This window comes from Phenylobacterium terrae (genome assembly GCF_042681205.1).
Lineage (GTDB): Bacteria > Pseudomonadota > Alphaproteobacteria > Caulobacterales > Caulobacteraceae > Phenylobacterium > Phenylobacterium terrae.
Genome location: NZ_JBHUEY010000001.1, coordinates 1,164,292 through 1,180,570 on the forward strand (window position 1 = coordinate 1,164,292; position 16,279 = coordinate 1,180,570).

The 16,279-nt window shown below is 71.3% G+C and carries 18 protein-coding genes and 1 riboswitch; of the genes, 7 read left to right on the forward strand and 11 right to left on the reverse strand.

Annotated features, from left to right (window positions below; all coding sequences use genetic code 11):
- The first annotated feature begins 28 nt into the window (after nucleotides 1-28).
- Nucleotides 29-553 (forward strand): cysteine hydrolase family protein, encoded by a 525-nt coding sequence (locus ACFSC0_RS05855; RefSeq protein ID WP_377282563.1) that lies wholly within the window; start codon nucleotides 29-31, stop codon nucleotides 551-553.
- A gap of 2 nt (nucleotides 554-555) precedes the next feature.
- On the opposite strand, the gene ACFSC0_RS05860 is transcribed toward ACFSC0_RS05855, so the two are convergent.
- Nucleotides 556-1,167 (reverse strand): DUF6151 family protein, encoded by a 612-nt coding sequence (locus tag ACFSC0_RS05860; RefSeq protein ID WP_377282562.1) that lies wholly within the window; start codon nucleotides 1,165-1,167, stop codon nucleotides 556-558.
- 121 nt (nucleotides 1,168-1,288) lie between these two features.
- Between ACFSC0_RS05860 and ACFSC0_RS05865 the strand changes: the two genes are divergently transcribed.
- The 3 genes from ACFSC0_RS05865 to ACFSC0_RS05875 are packed head-to-tail and all read left to right on the forward strand — an operon-like array spanning nucleotide 1,289 to nucleotide 3,009.
- A complete protein-coding gene (locus tag ACFSC0_RS05865; RefSeq protein ID WP_377282561.1) occupies nucleotides 1,289-1,729 on the forward strand; it encodes a GFA family protein in 441 nt (146 codons plus the stop codon).
- Between the two features lie 56 nt (nucleotides 1,730-1,785).
- Entirely contained in the window at nucleotides 1,786-2,157 is a 372-nt protein-coding gene (locus ACFSC0_RS05870; RefSeq protein WP_377282560.1) for a hypothetical protein, read from the forward strand.
- A gap of 30 nt (nucleotides 2,158-2,187) precedes the next feature.
- Complete coding sequence (locus ACFSC0_RS05875; protein ID WP_377282559.1) at nucleotides 2,188-3,009, forward strand: mechanosensitive ion channel family protein; 822 nt, start codon at nucleotides 2,188-2,190, stop codon at nucleotides 3,007-3,009.
- A 4-nt stretch (nucleotides 3,010-3,013) separates the two neighbouring features.
- Here ACFSC0_RS05875 and minE read toward each other — a convergent pair whose 3' ends face one another.
- The 6 genes from minE to ACFSC0_RS05905 form a co-directional block, all read right to left on the reverse strand.
- Entirely contained in the window at nucleotides 3,014-3,274 is a 261-nt protein-coding gene (gene minE, locus ACFSC0_RS05880; protein ID WP_377282558.1) for a cell division topological specificity factor MinE, read from the reverse strand.
- The gene (gene minD / locus ACFSC0_RS05885; RefSeq protein ID WP_377282557.1) at nucleotides 3,271-4,089 is read right to left on the reverse strand and encodes a septum site-determining protein MinD; all 819 of its coding nucleotides are present in this window, start codon (nucleotides 4,087-4,089) and stop codon (nucleotides 3,271-3,273) included. Before minD ends, minE begins: the two co-directional genes overlap by 4 nt.
- 17 nt (nucleotides 4,090-4,106) lie before the next feature.
- Complete coding sequence (minC, locus tag ACFSC0_RS05890; protein WP_377282556.1) at nucleotides 4,107-4,823, reverse strand: septum site-determining protein MinC; 717 nt, start codon at nucleotides 4,821-4,823, stop codon at nucleotides 4,107-4,109.
- Between the two features lie 261 nt (nucleotides 4,824-5,084).
- Nucleotides 5,085-5,387 carry a hypothetical protein gene (locus ACFSC0_RS05895; protein WP_377282555.1) on the reverse strand — a complete coding sequence of 101 codons (303 nt, stop codon included), beginning with the start codon at nucleotides 5,385-5,387 and terminating at the stop codon, nucleotides 5,085-5,087.
- Nucleotides 5,388-5,456: 69 nt separating this feature from the next.
- Nucleotides 5,457-6,290, reverse strand: a complete 834-nt coding sequence (locus ACFSC0_RS05900) for a TIGR00266 family protein (RefSeq protein ID WP_377282554.1) — start codon at nucleotides 6,288-6,290, stop codon at nucleotides 5,457-5,459.
- A 59-nt stretch (nucleotides 6,291-6,349) separates the two neighbouring features.
- On the reverse strand, nucleotides 6,350-6,940 hold the full coding sequence (locus ACFSC0_RS05905) for a GNAT family N-acetyltransferase (protein WP_377282553.1): 591 nt from the start codon (nucleotides 6,938-6,940) through the stop codon (nucleotides 6,350-6,352).
- Nucleotides 6,941-7,140: 200 nt separating this feature from the next.
- Here ACFSC0_RS05905 and ahpC point away from each other — a divergent pair, with 200 nt between their 5' ends.
- Nucleotides 7,141-7,704: an alkyl hydroperoxide reductase subunit C gene (gene ahpC, locus ACFSC0_RS05910; protein ID WP_377282552.1), complete on the forward strand. Its 564-nt coding sequence runs from the start codon at nucleotides 7,141-7,143 to the stop codon at nucleotides 7,702-7,704.
- An 84-nt stretch (nucleotides 7,705-7,788) separates the two neighbouring features.
- Nucleotides 7,789-9,372, forward strand: a complete 1,584-nt coding sequence (gene ahpF / locus ACFSC0_RS05915) for an alkyl hydroperoxide reductase subunit F (RefSeq protein WP_377282551.1) — start codon at nucleotides 7,789-7,791, stop codon at nucleotides 9,370-9,372.
- Nucleotides 9,373-9,656: 284 nt separating this feature from the next.
- On the opposite strand, the gene ACFSC0_RS05920 is transcribed toward ahpF, so the two are convergent.
- From ACFSC0_RS05920 to ACFSC0_RS05930, 3 genes are all read right to left on the reverse strand, one after another.
- Nucleotides 9,657-11,435: a protein kinase domain-containing protein gene (locus tag ACFSC0_RS05920; RefSeq protein WP_377282550.1), complete on the reverse strand. Its 1,779-nt coding sequence runs from the start codon at nucleotides 11,433-11,435 to the stop codon at nucleotides 9,657-9,659.
- Nucleotides 11,432-12,271, reverse strand: a complete 840-nt coding sequence (locus ACFSC0_RS05925; protein WP_377282549.1) for a formate/nitrite transporter family protein — start codon at nucleotides 12,269-12,271, stop codon at nucleotides 11,432-11,434. Before ACFSC0_RS05925 ends, ACFSC0_RS05920 begins: the two co-directional genes overlap by 4 nt.
- Nucleotides 12,272-12,578: 307 nt before the next feature.
- On the reverse strand, nucleotides 12,579-13,601 hold the full coding sequence (locus ACFSC0_RS05930; protein ID WP_377282548.1) for a hypothetical protein: 1,023 nt from the start codon (nucleotides 13,599-13,601) through the stop codon (nucleotides 12,579-12,581).
- A 109-nt stretch (nucleotides 13,602-13,710) separates the two neighbouring features.
- Nucleotides 13,711-13,873: riboswitch (yybP-ykoY riboswitch) on the forward strand.
- Between the two features lie 28 nt (nucleotides 13,874-13,901).
- Between ACFSC0_RS05930 and ACFSC0_RS05935 the strand changes: the two genes are divergently transcribed.
- Nucleotides 13,902-14,465 carry a TMEM165/GDT1 family protein gene (locus ACFSC0_RS05935; RefSeq protein WP_377282717.1) on the forward strand — a complete coding sequence of 188 codons (564 nt, stop codon included), beginning with the start codon at nucleotides 13,902-13,904 and terminating at the stop codon, nucleotides 14,463-14,465.
- Here the strand turns inward: ACFSC0_RS05935 and ACFSC0_RS05940 are convergent.
- Nucleotides 14,462-16,234, reverse strand: a complete 1,773-nt coding sequence (locus ACFSC0_RS05940) for an SLC13 family permease (RefSeq protein WP_377282547.1) — start codon at nucleotides 16,232-16,234, stop codon at nucleotides 14,462-14,464. The genes ACFSC0_RS05935 and ACFSC0_RS05940 overlap by 4 nt on opposite strands.
- Nucleotides 16,235-16,279 lie beyond the last annotated feature (45 nt).

A 16,279-nucleotide genomic window follows, 5' to 3' on the forward strand; every position in this document is an offset into this window, starting at 1 on the left:
GCTCGGCGCGAAGGGCTCAGATGCCGGCATGGACGCGCTGGTGGTCATCGACGTGCAGCAGGGGATGTGGGCCTTCCCCGACTATCCGCCGCATGACGGCGAGGGCGTGGTCGCGCGCATCTGCGGGCTGATCGAGCGCGCCCGCGCGGCCGGGCGGCCGGTCTTCTTCGTCCAGCACGAGGGCGGGCCGGGCGATGTGCTGGCGCCGGGCGGGCCCGGGTTCGCGCTGCACGCGGACCTCCGTCCCCGGCCGGACGAGCCGGTCATCGTCAAGCGCCAGTGCAGCGCCTTCCTCGGCACCGACCTGGACGCGCGGCTCAAGGCGGCCGGCGCCGAGCGGCTGGTCATCTGCGGGATGCAGACCGAGTTCTGCGTCGACACCGCCGTGCGCGGCGCGGTGGAGCGGGGGTATCAGGTGATGCTGGCGGCGGACGCCCACACCACCGGCGACACGCGGGCGCTGAAGGCGGCCGACATCATCCGCCACCACAACCACACCCTGGGCGCGGGATTCGCGGCCGTGAAGCCCGCCGGGGAGATCGCCTTCGGCTGACCTCAGGCGGCGGCGTCGACCTGGGCCATCAGGCGCGCATGCTCCTCGGACGTCAGCACCTGCGGGCGGGCGACCGGCGCGCCGGTCTTTGCGTCGAAGAAGGGCGTACGCCGCCAGGCGCCGGTGAGGCGGGCGCGCAGGCCCTGCCCGAGGAACCACAGGATCGCCGGTCCCATGCCTCGCGGCTTCGGCTTGTCCGCGCCGCGCGCGCCGTCGGTGTTCACCACCGACCGCACCGGGCCGAACGCCTGCTCGAGCGGCGGCTGGCCGGCGCCATCCAGGCAGGTGTGGACGAGTCCGACGAACGAGACCTTCGGGTCGGCCAGCGTGTTGCCGATCGGCGTGCGGCAGCAGGCGGCGTACCAGCGCAACAGCCCCTTTTCCGTGAGGCGCAGGCAGGCGAGCTGGTCCGCCCCGCCGGTGATGGCCAGCTTGCTGGGCGAGGTCTGGATGACGGTGGTTCCGCCGCGCCCGTCCAGCACCTCGGCGTCCCGGCCCAGGAAGGTGGCGAAGGCCTGACAGGAGCGGCAGTAGCAGACCGCATGGTTGGCGCCGCCGGTGTCGGTCACCTCGCCCCTCAGCTTCCCGCAACGGCATTGCAGCAGATGGTTCATGTCGGGGGCCCCTCGGCGTCTGCGCCGGCATCCAGCCTCGCCGCGGCCGGCCGGTCAACAGCGCGGCCTTGGATGCGGGCCCGCGCTGGGCGACACTCGGCGGCGAACCAGGAGCCCGCCGATGATCAAGGCCGCCTGCCACTGCACCGCCGTCCGGTTCGAGATCGCCGAGGCGCCGAGCTGGGTGCTCGACTGCAACTGCACCCTCTGCCGGCGCTACGGGGCGCTGTGGAGCTACTATCACCGCGGAAGCGACCAGGACCTGCTGGTCCGCAAGCCCTATCCGGAGACGACCCAGACCTACACCTGGCTGGACGGCGACCTCGCCTTCCACCGGTGCAAGATGTGCGGCTGCGTCACCCATATGGTCGCGGCCAAGATGCCGTCGCAGCCGGTCTACGGCGTCAACGCACGGATGATGGTCGGGCTCGACCCCGCCAAGGTGAAGCTCATCCAGGTGGACAACGGCCACACCGGCTTCTTCTGGACCCGCTCCGACGAGCCGGTCGCCGCCAGCAAGCACCCGCCGATGCCGGCGCCCGGCCCCGACGACTGGCGATGACGGCCACGCAGCCGGCGGAACCGGCGGCGCTACAGCCACGTTTCGTCCCGATGTTCATGCAATCGGGGGAAACGCCCGAGGCCGAGTCGCGCCCGGCGTTCGACGAGGCCTCGGCGGGCGAGTCGCTGGTCGCGGGCCTCTCGGGAATCTGGGACCGCCTGCTGAGCCTCGATCCGGCCGAGGTGCTGATCAACCTCGGCCTCTCGGTGCTGGTGATCGTGCTGGTGGCCGGGGCGGTGTGGGGGCTGCGCAAGCTGCTGCAGCTGGCGCTCGCCCGCCTCTCGCCGCGCCCGCCGCCGCCGGACGCCGCGCCGAGGATCGCCGGCCTCACCTGGACGCTGGTCCGGATGCTGGCGCTGGCCGCGGCGGCCACCGCCGTGCTGGCCGTCTGGGGCGTCGACCTGTGGGCCTGGCTCACGCGGGGATAGGGTCTGATCCTGTTCCGCGTCGCGCTGATCGTGATCGTCGCGGCGGCCGCCTCCGAGCTCGCCGGATACCTCATCGAGCGGACGATGGGCGCGGCCGAGCGCCGGAGCGCACGGCCCCACCGGGCCGCGCAGCTGCGGACCATCAAGCCGCTGATCCGCGGCTTCGTGCAGATGCTGATCGTCGGGCTGGCGGCCCTGACGGTGCTGTCGGAGCTGGGCGTGCAGATCGGCCCGCTGCTGGCCAGCGCCGGCGTCGTCGGCATCGCCATCGGCTTCGGCGCCCAGACGCTGGTGAAGGACTTCCTCACCGGCATCTTCCTGATCATGGAGGACATCGTCGCCATCGGCGATATCGTGCAGATCGGCGACCGCTCGGGCGTGGTGGAGGCGATGACCTTGCGCACGATCCGGCTGCGCAACCTCGACGGCACGCTGCACATCCTGCCCTACAGCGAGGCGCAGGTGATCGACAACCGCACGAAGAACTTCTCCAGCTACGTCGTCGACGTGGGCGTCGCCTACCGAACGGACGTCGACCATGCCTTCCAGGTGATGCGCCAGGTCGGCCAGGAGCTGCAGGCCGATCCCGAGTTCGGGCCGCTGGTGGACCAGCCGCTGGAGATCCTCGGCGTGGACGCCTTCGCCGACAGCGCCGTCATGCTCAAGGCGCGCCTGCGCACGCGTCCCGGCGAGCAGTGGAAAGTCGGCCGCGAGTACAACAGGCGACTGAAGGCGGCCTTCGACGCGGCCGGGATCGAGTTCCCGTTCCCGCAGCGGACCCTCAGCCTGGACCCGGCCGCCGCCGAGGCGCTTCGCCAGCCGCGCGCCGAGGCGCCCCGCAGCGAGGCGTGACCGATCAGCCGCGCGCCAGCGCCTGCTCCGGCACCTCGATGTCGATCTCCAGCGTCGAGACCTGCTGGCCGCGCTCCAGCCGCACCACCACCTTGTCGCCGTCGATGGGGATGTGCTTGGCGATGGCGGCGAGGATCTCCTTCTGGAGGCGCTCGGCCAGGTCGGTGCGCCCGGCGAACGCCCGCTCGTGCGCGAGCAGCACCTGCAGCCGCTCGCGCGCGACGGGGGCCGAGCGGTTGCGGGTGAAGAAGTTCAGGAAGCTCACGCCGCGACCCTCTTTCCGAACAGCCGCCCGAACAGGCCCTTCTTCTCCTTGGCCGGGGTGAAGGCGACCTCCTCGCCCATCAGCCGGCGGGCGGCCTGGGCATAGGCCTTCGCCGGCGGCGAGGCGGGATTGTGCAGCGTCACCGGGAAGCCGAGGTTGGAGGCGGTGAGCACATCGGCGCTCTCGCCGACGATGCCGAGCAGCGGGATGGCCAGGATCTCCAGCACGTCCTCGACCTTCATCATCTCGCCGCGGGCCGCCCGGACCGGGTCGTAGCGGGTCAGCAGCAGCTGCTTCTCCACCTTGTCGCCGCCCTCGGCGCGCCGGGTCTTGGAATCCAGCAGGCCGATGATCCGGTCGGAATCGCGCACGGACGAGACCTCCGGATTGGTCACCACCACCGCCTGGTCGGCGAAGCGCATGGCCAGCGTGGCGCCCTTCTCGATGCCCGCCGGGCTGTCGCAGATGATCCAGTCGAAGCGGGCCCGCAGCCCGTCCATCACCTTCTCGACGCCTTCCTCGGTCAGCGCCTCCTTGTCCCGGGTCTGTGAGGCGGGCAGCAGCCACAGGGTCTCCAGCCGCTTGTCGCGGATCAGGGCCTGCGGGAGCTTGGCGTCGCCCTGCACGACGTTGACGAGGTCGAAGACCACCCGCCGCTCGGCCCCCATCACTAGGTCGAGGTTTCGCAGGCCGACGTCGAAATCCACCACCACGACGCTCTGGCCGGCCTGGGCCAGGGCGGCCCCGAGGGCGGCGGAGGACGTGGTCTTGCCCACGCCTCCCTTGCCGGACGTGACGACGACGACTTTGGACATCGAAAGCTGCTCCTTGTTCAGTCGAGCGCCGAGAGGCGAAGGGACCCGCGGTCGCACCGCACCTGCACGGCGCGGCCGTGCAGGTCGGGGCCCCAGTTCTCGGCGGTGCGGTAGAGGCGGGCGACGCCGACCAGTTCGGCCTCGAGCCGGCGGCAGAAGATGCGGGCGGACTCCCCGGTCCTGAGCCCGGCGATGGCCCGGCCGCGGAGCGCCCCGTAGACGTGGATCGAGCCGCCGGCGATCACCTCGGCGCCGGAGGCGACCGCCCCGACGATGGTCACGTCGCCGGCCTCGAAATCGATCACCTGGCCGGAGCGGACGGACTCCTCGACCAGCAGCGATGGCGTGGTCTGGGGCGCGGCGGAGGGCTGTGGCGGGGCCTCGCGCGGCTGGACGAGATCACGGCCGTGCAGCGAGGTGGCCAGCCGCTCCCAGCGGGTGCGGGCGAGCACGCGGGGATCGACGCCCTCCACGCCGACGATGCGCAGGCCGCGGGCCTCCAGCCCGTCCAGCACGATCAGCGCCGCGTCAGGACCGGCGGCGGAGGTGGCCGACAGGTCCGCGACCATCGGCCGGCCGGCGAACAGCTCCGGCGAGCCGCGCATCTGGGCGTCGAGCGCCGCGAACCACTCCGACATGGGGAATTCGGGCGTGATGATCAGGGCCATGAAGCTGCGGCCCCGCACCCGGACGCTGGGGGTCGCGAGCCTGCCGGTCGTCGTCGCCATCGCCATCTCGCCCTCCGCCGCCACGGCCGCAGAATCCCGATCGCGGGCGCGTCGGCTCTCGCCGCGCCCGCGCTTAGGCCTGCTGGTTTGTCGATCGGTCGCGCCCGACTTGCCCGGCTCTCGCCGGGGCGCATTCAGCGGCGAGTCGCCGCGCGTCCACATGCATGGTCTGGGTTCGAACCGGGGCCAAATCTAGGCCGCCCCGGCCCATGGCCGCGGGTTATCCCGGGCGTGACTACCCGAAATGGGCAGGGGGCCGGAAGCGGGTCAGACGCCCGTGGTCGGCCCGATCCCGTCGCGGCCCTCGGGGAAGCTGGTCCAGCGCGACGGCTGGCGCTCGTGCCAGCGCCGCTTCAGCTCGGTGGCGCGGCCCACGAGCTCGCCGGCCCTGGCCGAGATGTCGTCGCCGCGGCCCGGCGCCTCGACGCTGAAGGTCGGCCGGTAGCGTTCGATGTCCTCGAGCAACTGCATCAGCCGGGGCTCGGCCCCTTGCCGGCCAGGCTCGGCGTCCATCAGCGCGATCGCCTCTTCGAGGGCCGCCTCGTATTCCCGCGCGTTGGTGATCGCCATGGCTCCGCTCCGTCGGCCGCGCCCCCGCCGTCCTTTTCGAACGGGTCGGGGCCGCGGCCGGTTGCGGGATCAGCGGTTGCCGCCGATCAGGTCGCCGAGCTCGCCGAGGATCGAGCCCTCGCCCCGGTTCTGGCCGCCGACGCCGCCGGCCGCCGCCAGCATCCGGCCGGCCAGCCGCGAGAACGGCAGCGACTGGATCCACACCTTCCCCGGCCCCCTGAGGCGCGCGAAGAACAGCCCCTCTCCGCCGAAGAAGACGCTCTTCACCCCGCCGGCCATCACCAGATCGAAATCCACGCTGGGCGTGTAGGCGGCCAGGCACCCGGTATCGACGTGCAGCTCTTCGCCGGCGGCGAGCTCGCGCTCGACGAGCGTGCCGCCCATCTGCACGAACACCCAGCCGTCGCCCTCCAGCTTCTGCATGATGAAGCCTTCGCCGCCGAAGAGGCCGGTCATCACCCGCCGCTGGAAGTGGACGCCGATGGAGACGCCCTTGGCCGCGGCCAGGAAGCTGTCCTTCTGGCAGATCAGCGACCCGCCGATCTCGGCCAGGTGCAGCGGCAGGATGGCCCCCGGCGTGGGCGAGGCGAAGGCGACGCGGGCTTTGCTCTGCCCCTGGTGGGTGAAGACGGTGGTGAACAGGCTCTCGCCGGTGATCAGCCGCTTGCCGGCCCCCAGCAGCTTGCCCATGAAGCCCTGGCCGGCGCCGCCCGCGCCGTCGCCGAAAACGGTGGTCATCGCGACGCTGGCGTCCTTCCAGACCAGGGCGCCGGCCTCGGCGACGGCGCTCTCGCCCGGATCGAGCTCGATCTCCAGGAACTGCAGCTCCTCGCCGCGGATGGCGAACTCGATGTCGTCGGCGACGCCGGCGCTGCGGTGGTGCTCCCAGGGACTGGCGGGCATGGTCGGCTCCTCTTGATGGGGAGGCCCGATTTAGAGCCCGGCCCGGGCGCTGAGAAGCCTCAGCCGCGGGGCCTGCGCACCATGGGGACCAGCGGCGGGAAATCGCCGGGCTGGATCAGCCCCACCACCTCGAAGCCGTGGCGCTCGTAGAGCGGGATGTTGGCCGGGTTGGAGCTCTCCAGATAGGCCGGCAGCCCGTCGGCGTCGCAGCGCGTCAGCCCCTCCTTGAGGACCGCCGAGCCGAGGCCGCGGCCCTGGCGGGAGGGGTCGACGCCGATCATCGCCAGGTACCAGTGCGGCTCGTGCGGGTGGTTCTCGCCCATCGCCTCGCCGACCTGGGCCAGCACCGCCTGCTTCTCGGGCTCGTCGACCAGTTCTCCCACCAGCGCGCCGATCGCCTCGCCGTCCGATTCCACGCCCGGCGGCAGCCACAGGGCCGCCGCGGCGCCGTCAGCGCCGACGTAGGCCGAGCCGTGCTCGAAGGCGCCGCCGCCCAGCGCCAGCGCGAGATGGCGGAAGTTGGCGAGGAAGGTCTCGGCCTTGGTGAGCGCATAGCGCATGCAGGGATCGACGCCGAAGGCCAGCAGCAGCGTGCTCAGCACCGCCTCCTGCTCGCTCTTATCGGCGATCCGGACCTCGTAGCCGGTCATGGGCGCACCTCCGCGGGACAGGCGCCGCACGGCGCCGCTTGAAGGCGGAGCATCGCTCCGGGCCCGGCGAACGGCAATCGCCGACTGGCGCCCGGGCCAGCCAGGGCATAGATCACCTCTATGCTGCGGAGCGGCAATTTCGATTTTGCACATGCACAGCGATCGCCTACATGAGGCGCACCACAAACCGGAGTGCTCGAATGTCCTTGATCAACACCACTGTGAAGCCCTTCACGGCCCAGGCCTACAAGGCCGGCAAGTTCGTCTCCGTCAGCGACGCGGACCTGAAGGGCAAGTGGTCCGTCGTGTTCTTCTACCCCGCCGACTTCACCTTCGTCTGCCCGACCGAGCTCGAGGACCTGGCCGACAACTACGCCGAGTTCCAGAAGCTGGGCGTGGAGATCTACTCCGTCTCCACCGACACCCACTTCTCGCACAAGGCCTGGGCCGACACCTCGCCGGCCATCGGCAAGATCCAGTACACCATGGTCGGCGACCCGTCGGGCGTGATCACGAACAACTTCGGCGTGATGCGTGAAGGCCAGGGCCTGGCCGACCGCGGCACCTTCCTGATCGACCCGGAAGGCGTGATCCAGTTCATGGAGATCACCGCCGAGGGCATCGGCCGCAACGCCGCCGAGCTGCTGCGCAAGGTCAAGGCCGCCCAGTACGTCGCCGCCCACCCGGGCGAAGTCTGCCCGGCCAAGTGGGAAGAAGGCGAAAAGACCCTGGCTCCGTCCCTGGAGCTGGTGGGCAAGATCTAACGTTCCTGCACGACGTGAGCCGGCGCCGTCGCCAAACGGCGGCGCCGGCTTTTCTTTGTCTCAAAGCTTACCGGAGCCCCGCGCATGTTGGACGCCAATCTGAAAGCCCAGCTGAAGACCTACCTGGCCAACATCCGGCAGCCGATCGAGCTTGCGGCCTCGCTCGACGAGAGCCCGAAATCGAAGGAGCTGATGGAGCTCCTGCAAGAGATCGCCGAGGTTTCCGACAAGGTCGCCGTCGTCCGCAGCGATGACGACGCGCGCAAGCCCTCGTTCGCGATCAACCGGGTGGGCGATAACGTCTCCGTCCGCTTCGCCGGCATCCCGCTGGGCCACGAGTTCACCTCCCTGGTGCTGGCCCTGCTGCACGTCGGCGGCCACCCGCCGAAGGTCGAGGCGGACGTGCTCGACCAGGTGCGCGCCCTGCAGGGCGAGTACCGCTTCGAGACCTATTTCTCGCTGTCCTGCCAGAACTGCCCGGACGTGGTGCAGGCGCTGAACACGATGGCGGCGCTGAACCCCAACATCTCCCACGTGGCGATCGACGGCGGCCTGTTCCGCGACGAGGTCGAGGCCCGCCAGGTGATGGCCGTGCCGACCGTGCTGCTGAACGGCGAGCCGTTCGCGCAGGGCCGCATGAGCCTGGAAGAGATCCTGGCCAAGATCGACACCGGCGCCGCGGCCCGCGAAGCCGAGAAGATCGCGGCCAAGGGCGCCTTCGACGTGCTGGTGGTGGGCGCAGGGCCGGCCGGCGCGGCCGCCGCCGTCTACGCCGCCCGCAAGGGCATCCGCACCGGCATCGCGGCCGAGCGGATCGGCGGTCAGGTGCTGGACACCATGGCCATCGAGAACTTCATCTCCGTTCCCTACACCGAAGGCCCCAAGCTGGCCGGCGGCCTGGAGCAGCACATCAAGGCCTATGAGGTCGATGTGATGAGCCTGCAGAAGGCGTCCAAGCTGATCCCGGCGAAGGAGCCCGGCGGCCTCATCGAGGTGCAGCTCGAGAACGGCGCCTCGCTGAAGTCGCGGACCGTCATCCTGGCCACCGGCGCCCGCTGGCGGCAGATGAACGTCCCCGGCGAGGACGAGTACCGCAACAAGGGCGTGGCCTACTGCCCGCACTGCGACGGCCCGCTGTTCAAGGGCAAGCGCGTGGCGGTGATCGGCGGCGGCAACTCCGGCGTCGAGGCGGCCATCGACCTGGCCGGCATCGTGGCCCACGTGACGCTGATCGAGTTCGACAGCCAGCTGCGGGCCGACGCGGTGCTGCAGCGCAAGCTCGCCAGCCTGCCGAACGTGCGGATCGTGACCTCCGCCCTGACCACCGAGGTGCACGGCGACGGGCAGAAGGTCACCGGGCTGACCTACAAGGACCGCAACAGCGACGAGGTCCACCGCGTCGACCTGGAAGGGGTGTTCGTGCAGATCGGCCTGGTGCCCAACACCGAATGGCTGAAGGACGCCGTCGCCCTCTCGCCGCGCGGCGAGATCGAGGCCGACTTCCGCGGCGCGACCTCCGTCCCCGGCGTGTTCGCGGCGGGCGATGCGACGACGACGCCCTACAAGCAGATCGTCATCGCCGCCGGCGAAGGCTCCCGCGCGGCCCTCTCCGCCTTCGACTACCTGATCCGCCTGCCCGCTGCCGATCCGGCGCAAGAGGCGGCGTAGCGAGCGCGTCCCCTCCCCACTGGTTCCTACCTCCCCCGCAAAGCGGCGGGAGGGGGACCAGTCGCCGAGCGCAGCGAAGAGCGACTGGTGGAGGGGGCGGGCCAGGGGCGAGGCGTCGCCACAGCCACGCCTGAAGCGTAGAGGCGCTCGTCGCGGAGGAGAGGCGGAGTGTGCGGCTCGCCCCCTCCACCCCCCGCTCTTCAGCCGCCTTCGCCGGCTTCGGCGGGCGGTCCCCCTCCCGCCGCTACGCGGGGGAGGTAGAGGATTCGCGAGAGGCGAAGCGACTACCCGAACATCCGCACCAGCAGCGCGAAGACGATTAGCGCGAGGACCAGCGACACCCCCTGCCAGAACCGCACCGGATCCCGCTCGGCGAGCGGGGTGAAGCCGGTGCGGGCGAAGCGGGGGTTGGGGATCTTCAGGTCGGCGACGAACTCCGACAGCGCCTCGTGGCGGCGCGTCGGGTCGGGGTGGACGGCGCAGCGCAGGGCGCCGTCGATCCAGGGCGGGATGGCGCGCGAGTCCTGCGCCGCCGGCGCATAGCGCAGCGCCCGCGCCTCGTCCCGCGTGCGCACCCGCGAGGCCTGGGCGCCGTAGGGCAGGCGTCCGGTGAGCATCTCGTAGGCGATCACGCCGATGGCGAAGAGGTCCGAGCGCCAGGAGGCCGGCTCGCCCAGCAGGCATTCCGGCGCGGTGTACTGAAGCGTGCCCAGCACCTGCTCGCCCTCGGCCGGTGCGGCCTCCAGCACGCCCGCGGCCCTGACGGAGCCGAAGTCGATCACCTTCACCAGCCCCTGCGGCGTGATCATCACGTTCTCGGGCCGAAGGTCGCCGTGGACCATCTGCTTGCGGTGCAGGGCCCGCACGCCCTTGACCAGCTGACCCACGATGTCCCGCACCGCCGGCAGGTCGGGCGCGGGGTTGTCGTACATCCACTGGCGAAGGGTGATCCCCTCCACGTGCTCCGTCACCACGTAGAGGTGGCTGCGCGCCCGCCGCGGTGCGATGGACTTCAGCAGGTGGGGCGAATCCACCCGCCGGGCGATCCATTCCTCCATCATGAACTGGCGCAGCAGGGCCGCATCGCCCCGCAGGTCCACGGACGGGACCTTCAGCGCGACCTGTTCGCCGCTCTCCCCATCGGCCGCCAGGTAGATGTGACTGCGGTGGCTGGCGTGGATCTGGCGCAGCACCCGGTAGCCTTCGAACTCGCAGGGCGGGGACAGGATCGGCGCGGGTGGGCAGGCCTCGGCGCCCCCCTCCACCAGATCGACGGCGTCGCCTTCCGGCAGCCCGTCGACGCGGACGATCTGGACGGTGAGATTGTCGTCGCTGCCGGCCTCCAGGGCGGCCTCGACAATGCTTCGGGCGGCGAGCTCGAGATCATCCGCATGCTCGGCGATCAGGTCGGCCACCACCCGGCCGGGCAGGTGCTCGTGCACCCCGTCGGTGGAGAGGACCAGCACGTCCCCCTCCGCGATCGGCAGGCTGCGGTAGTCGATGGCGATCTCGGGGGCCATGCCGAGCGCCCGGCCCAGGTAGCTGCGCCCGCCGAGGGTCAGCCGGTGGTCCTCGGTCAGCGGTTCCAGCGCCCGGCCGGCCAGGCGGAAGATGCGGGCGTCGCCGACGTGGAAGAGATGGGCGGTGCGGGCCTTCAGCACCACGGCGCTGAAGGTGCAGACGTGGCCGCGGTCCGGATCCTCGCCCTGGCCGCTGCGCCGGGTCTCGCCGTGCAGCCAGGCGTTCACCGAGCGGATCACCCGCTGACCGGCGGTCTCCACCGTCCAGGTGTCGGAGGTGGCGTAGTACTGGTCGAGGAAGCTCTTCACCGCCGTCTCGGCGGCGATGCGGCTGACCGGGCTCGAGCTGATGCCGTCGGCGACGGCCAGCGCCACGCCCTTCAGCGCCAGGGCCGGGCCGTCCGGTACGGCGGCCCCGTGGGAATCCTGGTTCTCGCTCTTGCGGCCGGCGTCGGAGTGCTGGCCGATGGCGACGGCCAGCGTCCTTGGCCGGGATGAGGCCGCGCCGGGAGGGGCCGGCGCGGCCTCCAGGCCCGACCTCATTCGGCGGCGATCTTCACCGCCGCCTTGTCGGGCGAGCGCTTGGGCGCCGTGCGGGCGTGGGTCGAGTAGAGGGTGAGGCCGACGAAGGCGAGGCCGCCCACCAGGTTGCCGAGCACGGTCGGGATCTCGTTCCAGATCAGGTAGTCCATGATCGAGAACTCGCCGCCCAGCAGCAGGCCGGTGGGGAACAGGAACATGTTCACCACCGAGTGCTCGAAGGTCATGCCGAAGAACAGCATGATCGGCATCCACATGGCGAGCACCTTGCCGCCCAGCGAGGTGGACATCATCGCGCCGACCACGCCGGTTGAGACCATCCAGTTGCAGAGCACGCCGCGGATGAACAGGGTCAGCATCCCCGCCGCGCCGTGGGCGGCGTAGCCGACGGTCCGCGACTCGCCGATGTCGCCCAGCTTCTGGCCCACAGCGTCGGGCGGGGTCGAGAAGCCGTAGGTGACGACGATGGCCATCATCACCGCCACGGTGAAGGCGCCGGCGAAGTTGCCGACGAACACCAGCCCCCAGTTTCGCAGCACTCCGCCGAGGGTGACGCCCGGCCGCCGGTCGATCAGCGCCAGCGGCGCCAGCGTGAACACGCCTGTGAGCAGGTCGAAGCCCAGCAGGTAGAGCATGCAGAAGCCGACCGGGAACAGGATGGCGCCCAGGATCGGCGAGCCGGTCTGGACCGTCACCGTCACGGCGAACGCCGCCGCCAGCGCCAGGATGGCGCCGGCCATGTAGGCGCGGATCAGCGTGTCCCGGGTGGACATGAAGATCTTGGATTCGCCGGCGTCGATCATCTTTGTGACGAACTCGGCGGGTGCGAGATAAGCCATCGGAGGGACCCCTACTTTCTCTTCCGGGCCGGTCTTCGCCGGCCGGACTAAGGGGCGCGGTGCGTGCGCTCGCCCGCCTCGGGGATATCCGCTGGAGGAAACGGCGGCCGCGCCGTGTCCGTCAGCGGATCCGGGCTTCCCCGCGGGAAGACGGACTCGCGAACACACAGCGCCATTGCTGCTCGCCAGAAAGGCAAATGAAACCGGCCGCTTCGTCGCCGCCGGCGAAACCTGCCGCCATGGGAGCCTTCGCCCGGCGCCGGCTCAATCGCGAACGCGCCGCCGCCTCGCTGCAGTGCAAAATCGCCTAGGGAACAGGCGCCTTGGCGGCCGATTGCGCAGTTTCCGTGCCGCCGGCCGCCTCCTGCACCCGCGCGCCGGCCAGGATGTTGGCCAGCGAGTAGTTGCCCTCGTGGCAGGCGTACTCGTAGATCGGGCCCTTGGCCGGCCGCCACGGCATCTGCGCCCGCCACGGCCGCGTGAAGGTGGCCGGGTCCTCCACCGCGAACTCGTAGAGGATCTGGTCCTTGGCGGTGCGGGTGAAGCGCTCGACGATGCGGGTCGTGGGCGTGTAGCCGAAGCCGCCGCCCATGGAGTTGACCCGCGCCTTCGGGTTCAGGTTCGTCGTCTCGACCACCAGGGTGTCGCCCTCCCACCATCCGACGGAGTCGCCCATCCACACCGACACCTCCGGCGGCGGATGGCTGCGGTCCTTCAGGCGCACGATGCGGACGTCGTGGTTCATCTCCACGTGGATCGCCACATGGTCCGGCGTCTGCACGATCTGGTAGTGGCCGTTGAAGCCGGCGTTCAGCATCGGCGGCCCCTCCGGCGAGCCGATCGCGGTCAGGCAGCGCTCTTCGGGCGGGCGCACCTCCGGCCCCTCGAAGGCGCCCATCACCCGCCGGCCGGCTTCGGCGTTCGCCTTGCGCGCGGCCTCGGTCAGCGGCAGGCGCCCGTCGGGCGGATCGACGATCCAGGACGAGCGCGGCTTGCCGCCGATGCGGGCCAGCCGCAGGTCCATCTCCAGGAAGTCGGAGTTGGGCACCGCCTTCACCACCGGGGGGAGGGCGTCGATGTCCCGCAACTCCTCGCCAAGGGCGTTGGCGAGGAACTCGAGGAACCGCGCCTCCTGCTGCGCCGCCTCGTCCTCGGTCAGCTCCAGCGCCTTCAGGTTCGGCGGCCGCTGCAGGAAGGTGGTGGAGGTGTTGGTCCAGATCCCCTGCAGGTCCGGCTGGCCGAAGCTGGTGCGCGGCGCGCGGTAGTCCCGGGCCTCGGCGGACGTGGCGAACAGTACGGCGGCGGCGACCAGGAGCAGCAGGCGTTTCATCCGCACAGCCTCGCCGCGACTGCCTTGGGGGAACATGGCTCCAGGCGCCAATCGCTTGATTGCTCGCGCCAGCCGCGGCGCCCTGGCGCTTGCCAACCCTGCGCGCGCCCCTTATTCCGGCCCGGTCACTGGGGAGTAGCCGCCGGCGCCACAGCCGGGAACGCGTCAACAGACTTGCCTTGCGGCATGGCGCGTTCGGCCCATTGGGCTTGGCGAGACCTTTGGCTTTCGCGCCCGATCGCGGGATCGGCGGCGCGGAACGCCATGGGTCTGCCTGCCGATCCCGCCGGTGCATTTTCGATGGACGCCTTCTTCGTTTCCACGGGCCTCGTCGCCCTCGCCGAGATCGGCGACAAGACCATGCTGCTGGCCCTGCTGCTGGCGGCCAGGTTCCGTGCGCCCAGGCCGATCCTGGCGGGCATCTTCGCCGCCACCATCGCCAACCACGCCCTGGCCGCGGCGCTCGGCGCGGCGGCCGGCGCCCTGCTGGAGGGGCCGTGGATGCGCTGGGTGCTGGGGATCGGCTTCCTGGTGTTCGCCGCCTGGGCCCTGGTCCCCGACAAGATGGACGAGGACGAGGAGCCCAAGACCCGCACCGGCGGGTCGGTGTTCCTGACCACGACCATCGCCTTCTTCATCGTGGAGATGGGCGACAAGACCCAGGTCGCCACGGCCGCCCTGGCGGCCCGCTTCGAGAACATCGCCGTGGTCGCGGCCGGCACGACGCTGGGGATGATGATCGCCAACGGCCCGGCCGTCCTGATCGGCGAGGCGGCGGCCGGCAAGCTGCCCCTGAAGGCCATCCGCATCGCCGCGGCCGCGGCCTTCGCCGCGGTCGGGGCCTGGATCCTGGTGTTCGGCTAGCCGGAGAGCGGCCAGACGGTGACAATCAGCCAGGTGCCCAGGGTCAGGATCAGCAGCGACAGCGGAACGCCCAGGCGCGGGTAGTCGGCGAACCGGTAGCCGCCGGGCGCCATCACCATGGTGTTGCACTGGTGGCCGACGGGGGTGAGGAAGTCGCTGCCCGCCCCCACCGCCACGGCCATCAGGAACGGATCCGGGCTCAGCCCCAGTTCGCGCGCCAGCCCGGCCCCGATCGGCGCCATCACCAGCACGGTGGCCGCGTTGTTCAGGAACGGGGTCACCGCCATGGCCGCGGCCATGATCAGGGTGACGCAGGCGATCGGCGGCAGGCCCTGCGCGACCTGGGCCAGCCAGACGGCGGCGAGCTCCGTCCCGCCGGTGGTCTGCAGCGTGGCGCTCACCGGGATCAGGGCGCCGACGAGGATCAGGATCGGCCACTCGATGGCCCGCTCGGCTTCTTCCGGCTTCAGCACGCCGGAGATGACCATGGCCAGGGCGGCGGCCAGGAAGGTGATCGCCACCGGCAGCAGCTGGAAGGCCAGCACCAGCATGGCCGCCGCGACGATCGTCACCGGCAGCCAGGCCGGCCGCCGGCGGCCGATCTGCAGGTTGCGTTCGGCGAGCGGCAGCAGGCCGGCCTCCGCCACCGCGTCGGGAGAGGCGCCGGGGGAGAGCTGGAACAGCAGCAGGTCGCCGTCCTTGAACACGAAGTGCTGCAGCCTGCGGTCCACCTCGGCCCCGCGCCGGCTCACCGCCAGCAGGTTGACGCCGCGGCGGCGGCCCAGTTCGGCGCGCCGCGCGGTCTGGCCGACCAGCGGCGAGTCGGCCAGCACGACGGCCTCGTACACCGGCAGGGCGGCGGCCGCGCGGGCCTCCTTGGGTGCGCCCACCGGCAGCAGGCCGGCGCTGCGGATGATCTTCTGCAGCGCCGGCGCATCGCCCCGCAGCACCACCACGTCGTCGTCCTGCAACGGCCAGTCCTTGGCCGGCACGTAGCGGCGGAACCGCTCGCGGATCAGGCCGGAGACCTCCGCCTCGCCCTCGGCCAGCCGCTCCAGGTCGGCGACCGTGCGGCCGACGAAGGACGAGCCCGGGGGCAGGAGGACCTCGCTGACATAGTCCTCGACCGCGAAGCTCTCCTCCGGCGGACGTGTGCCGAGCCGCTCCTTCGGCAGCAGCCGCCAGCCCACCAGCAGGAAGGCCCAGCCGGCCAGCATCAGGCCCGCGCCGACCGGCAGGTAGTCGAACATGGCGAACGGCTCGCCGGTGATCTCCTCGCGCAGCCGCGAGACGATGATGTTGGGCGAGGTGCCGATCAGGGTCATCAGGCCGCCGAGCAGCGAGGCGAAGGCCATCGGCATCAGCACATGGTGCGACCCGGTCCGGTGGCGGCGGGCGAGCTGGGCGGCGACCGGCAGGAAGATGGCCAGCGCGCCGATGTTCTTCATCAGCGCCGACAGCACGCCGACGGCGCCCGCCAGGAAGGCGATCTGACGGGTCGGCGTGGTCAGCAGCCCGGCCACCGGCCGCACCAGCGCATCCACCACGCCGGATCGGGCGATGCCGGCGCTGACCACCAGCGCCGATCCGATGATGATGACGATGTCGTCCGCGAAGCCGGTGAAGGCCTCGCCGGGCGGGACCAGGCCCAGCAGCACTGCGGCCACCAGCGCCAGCAGCGCCACGACGTCGTAGCGCATACGGTCCCAGACGAGCAGCGCGACCACTGCGCCCACCAAGCCGAAGGCCAGGGCCTGCTCGCCGTTCATTCCGTCCCCTTGCGGCGCTTGCCGCCTCGGTGAAGGCGAACGCGG

Bases quoted from the DNA above. Each gene is read 5' to 3' on its own strand.
- minD (WP_377282557.1), bottom strand. From the start codon at position 4,089: ATGTCCAAAGTCGTCGTCGTCACGTCCGGCAAGGGAGGCGTGGGCAAG.
- ACFSC0_RS05940 (WP_377282547.1), bottom strand. From the start codon at position 16,234: ATGAACGGCGAGCAGGCCCTGGCCTTCGGCTTGGTGGGCGCAGTGGTC.
- ACFSC0_RS05870 (WP_377282560.1), top strand. From the start codon at position 1,786: ATGCAATCGGGGGAAACGCCCGAGGCCGAGTCGCGCCCGGCGTTCGAC.
- ACFSC0_RS05900 (WP_377282554.1), bottom strand. From the start codon at position 6,290: ATGCCCGCCAGTCCCTGGGAGCACCACCGCAGCGCCGGCGTCGCCGAC.
- ahpF (WP_377282551.1), top strand. From the start codon at position 7,789: ATGTTGGACGCCAATCTGAAAGCCCAGCTGAAGACCTACCTGGCCAAC.
- minC (WP_377282556.1), bottom strand. From the start codon at position 4,823: ATGGCGATGGCGACGACGACCGGCAGGCTCGCGACCCCCAGCGTCCGG.
- ACFSC0_RS05905 (WP_377282553.1), bottom strand. From the start codon at position 6,940: ATGACCGGCTACGAGGTCCGGATCGCCGATAAGAGCGAGCAGGAGGCG.
- ACFSC0_RS05920 (WP_377282550.1), bottom strand. From the start codon at position 11,435: ATGAGGTCGGGCCTGGAGGCCGCGCCGGCCCCTCCCGGCGCGGCCTCA.
- ACFSC0_RS05895 (WP_377282555.1), bottom strand. From the start codon at position 5,387: ATGGCGATCACCAACGCGCGGGAATACGAGGCGGCCCTCGAAGAGGCG.
- ahpC (WP_377282552.1), top strand. From the start codon at position 7,141: ATGTCCTTGATCAACACCACTGTGAAGCCCTTCACGGCCCAGGCCTAC.
- ACFSC0_RS05935 (WP_377282717.1), top strand. From the start codon at position 13,902: ATGGACGCCTTCTTCGTTTCCACGGGCCTCGTCGCCCTCGCCGAGATC.
- ACFSC0_RS05930 (WP_377282548.1), bottom strand. From the start codon at position 13,601: ATGAAACGCCTGCTGCTCCTGGTCGCCGCCGCCGTACTGTTCGCCACG.
- ACFSC0_RS05855 (WP_377282563.1), top strand. From the start codon at position 29: ATGGACGCGCTGGTGGTCATCGACGTGCAGCAGGGGATGTGGGCCTTC.
- ACFSC0_RS05865 (WP_377282561.1), top strand. From the start codon at position 1,289: ATGATCAAGGCCGCCTGCCACTGCACCGCCGTCCGGTTCGAGATCGCC.
- ACFSC0_RS05925 (WP_377282549.1), bottom strand. From the start codon at position 12,271: ATGGCTTATCTCGCACCCGCCGAGTTCGTCACAAAGATGATCGACGCC.
- ACFSC0_RS05860 (WP_377282562.1), bottom strand. From the start codon at position 1,167: ATGAACCATCTGCTGCAATGCCGTTGCGGGAAGCTGAGGGGCGAGGTG.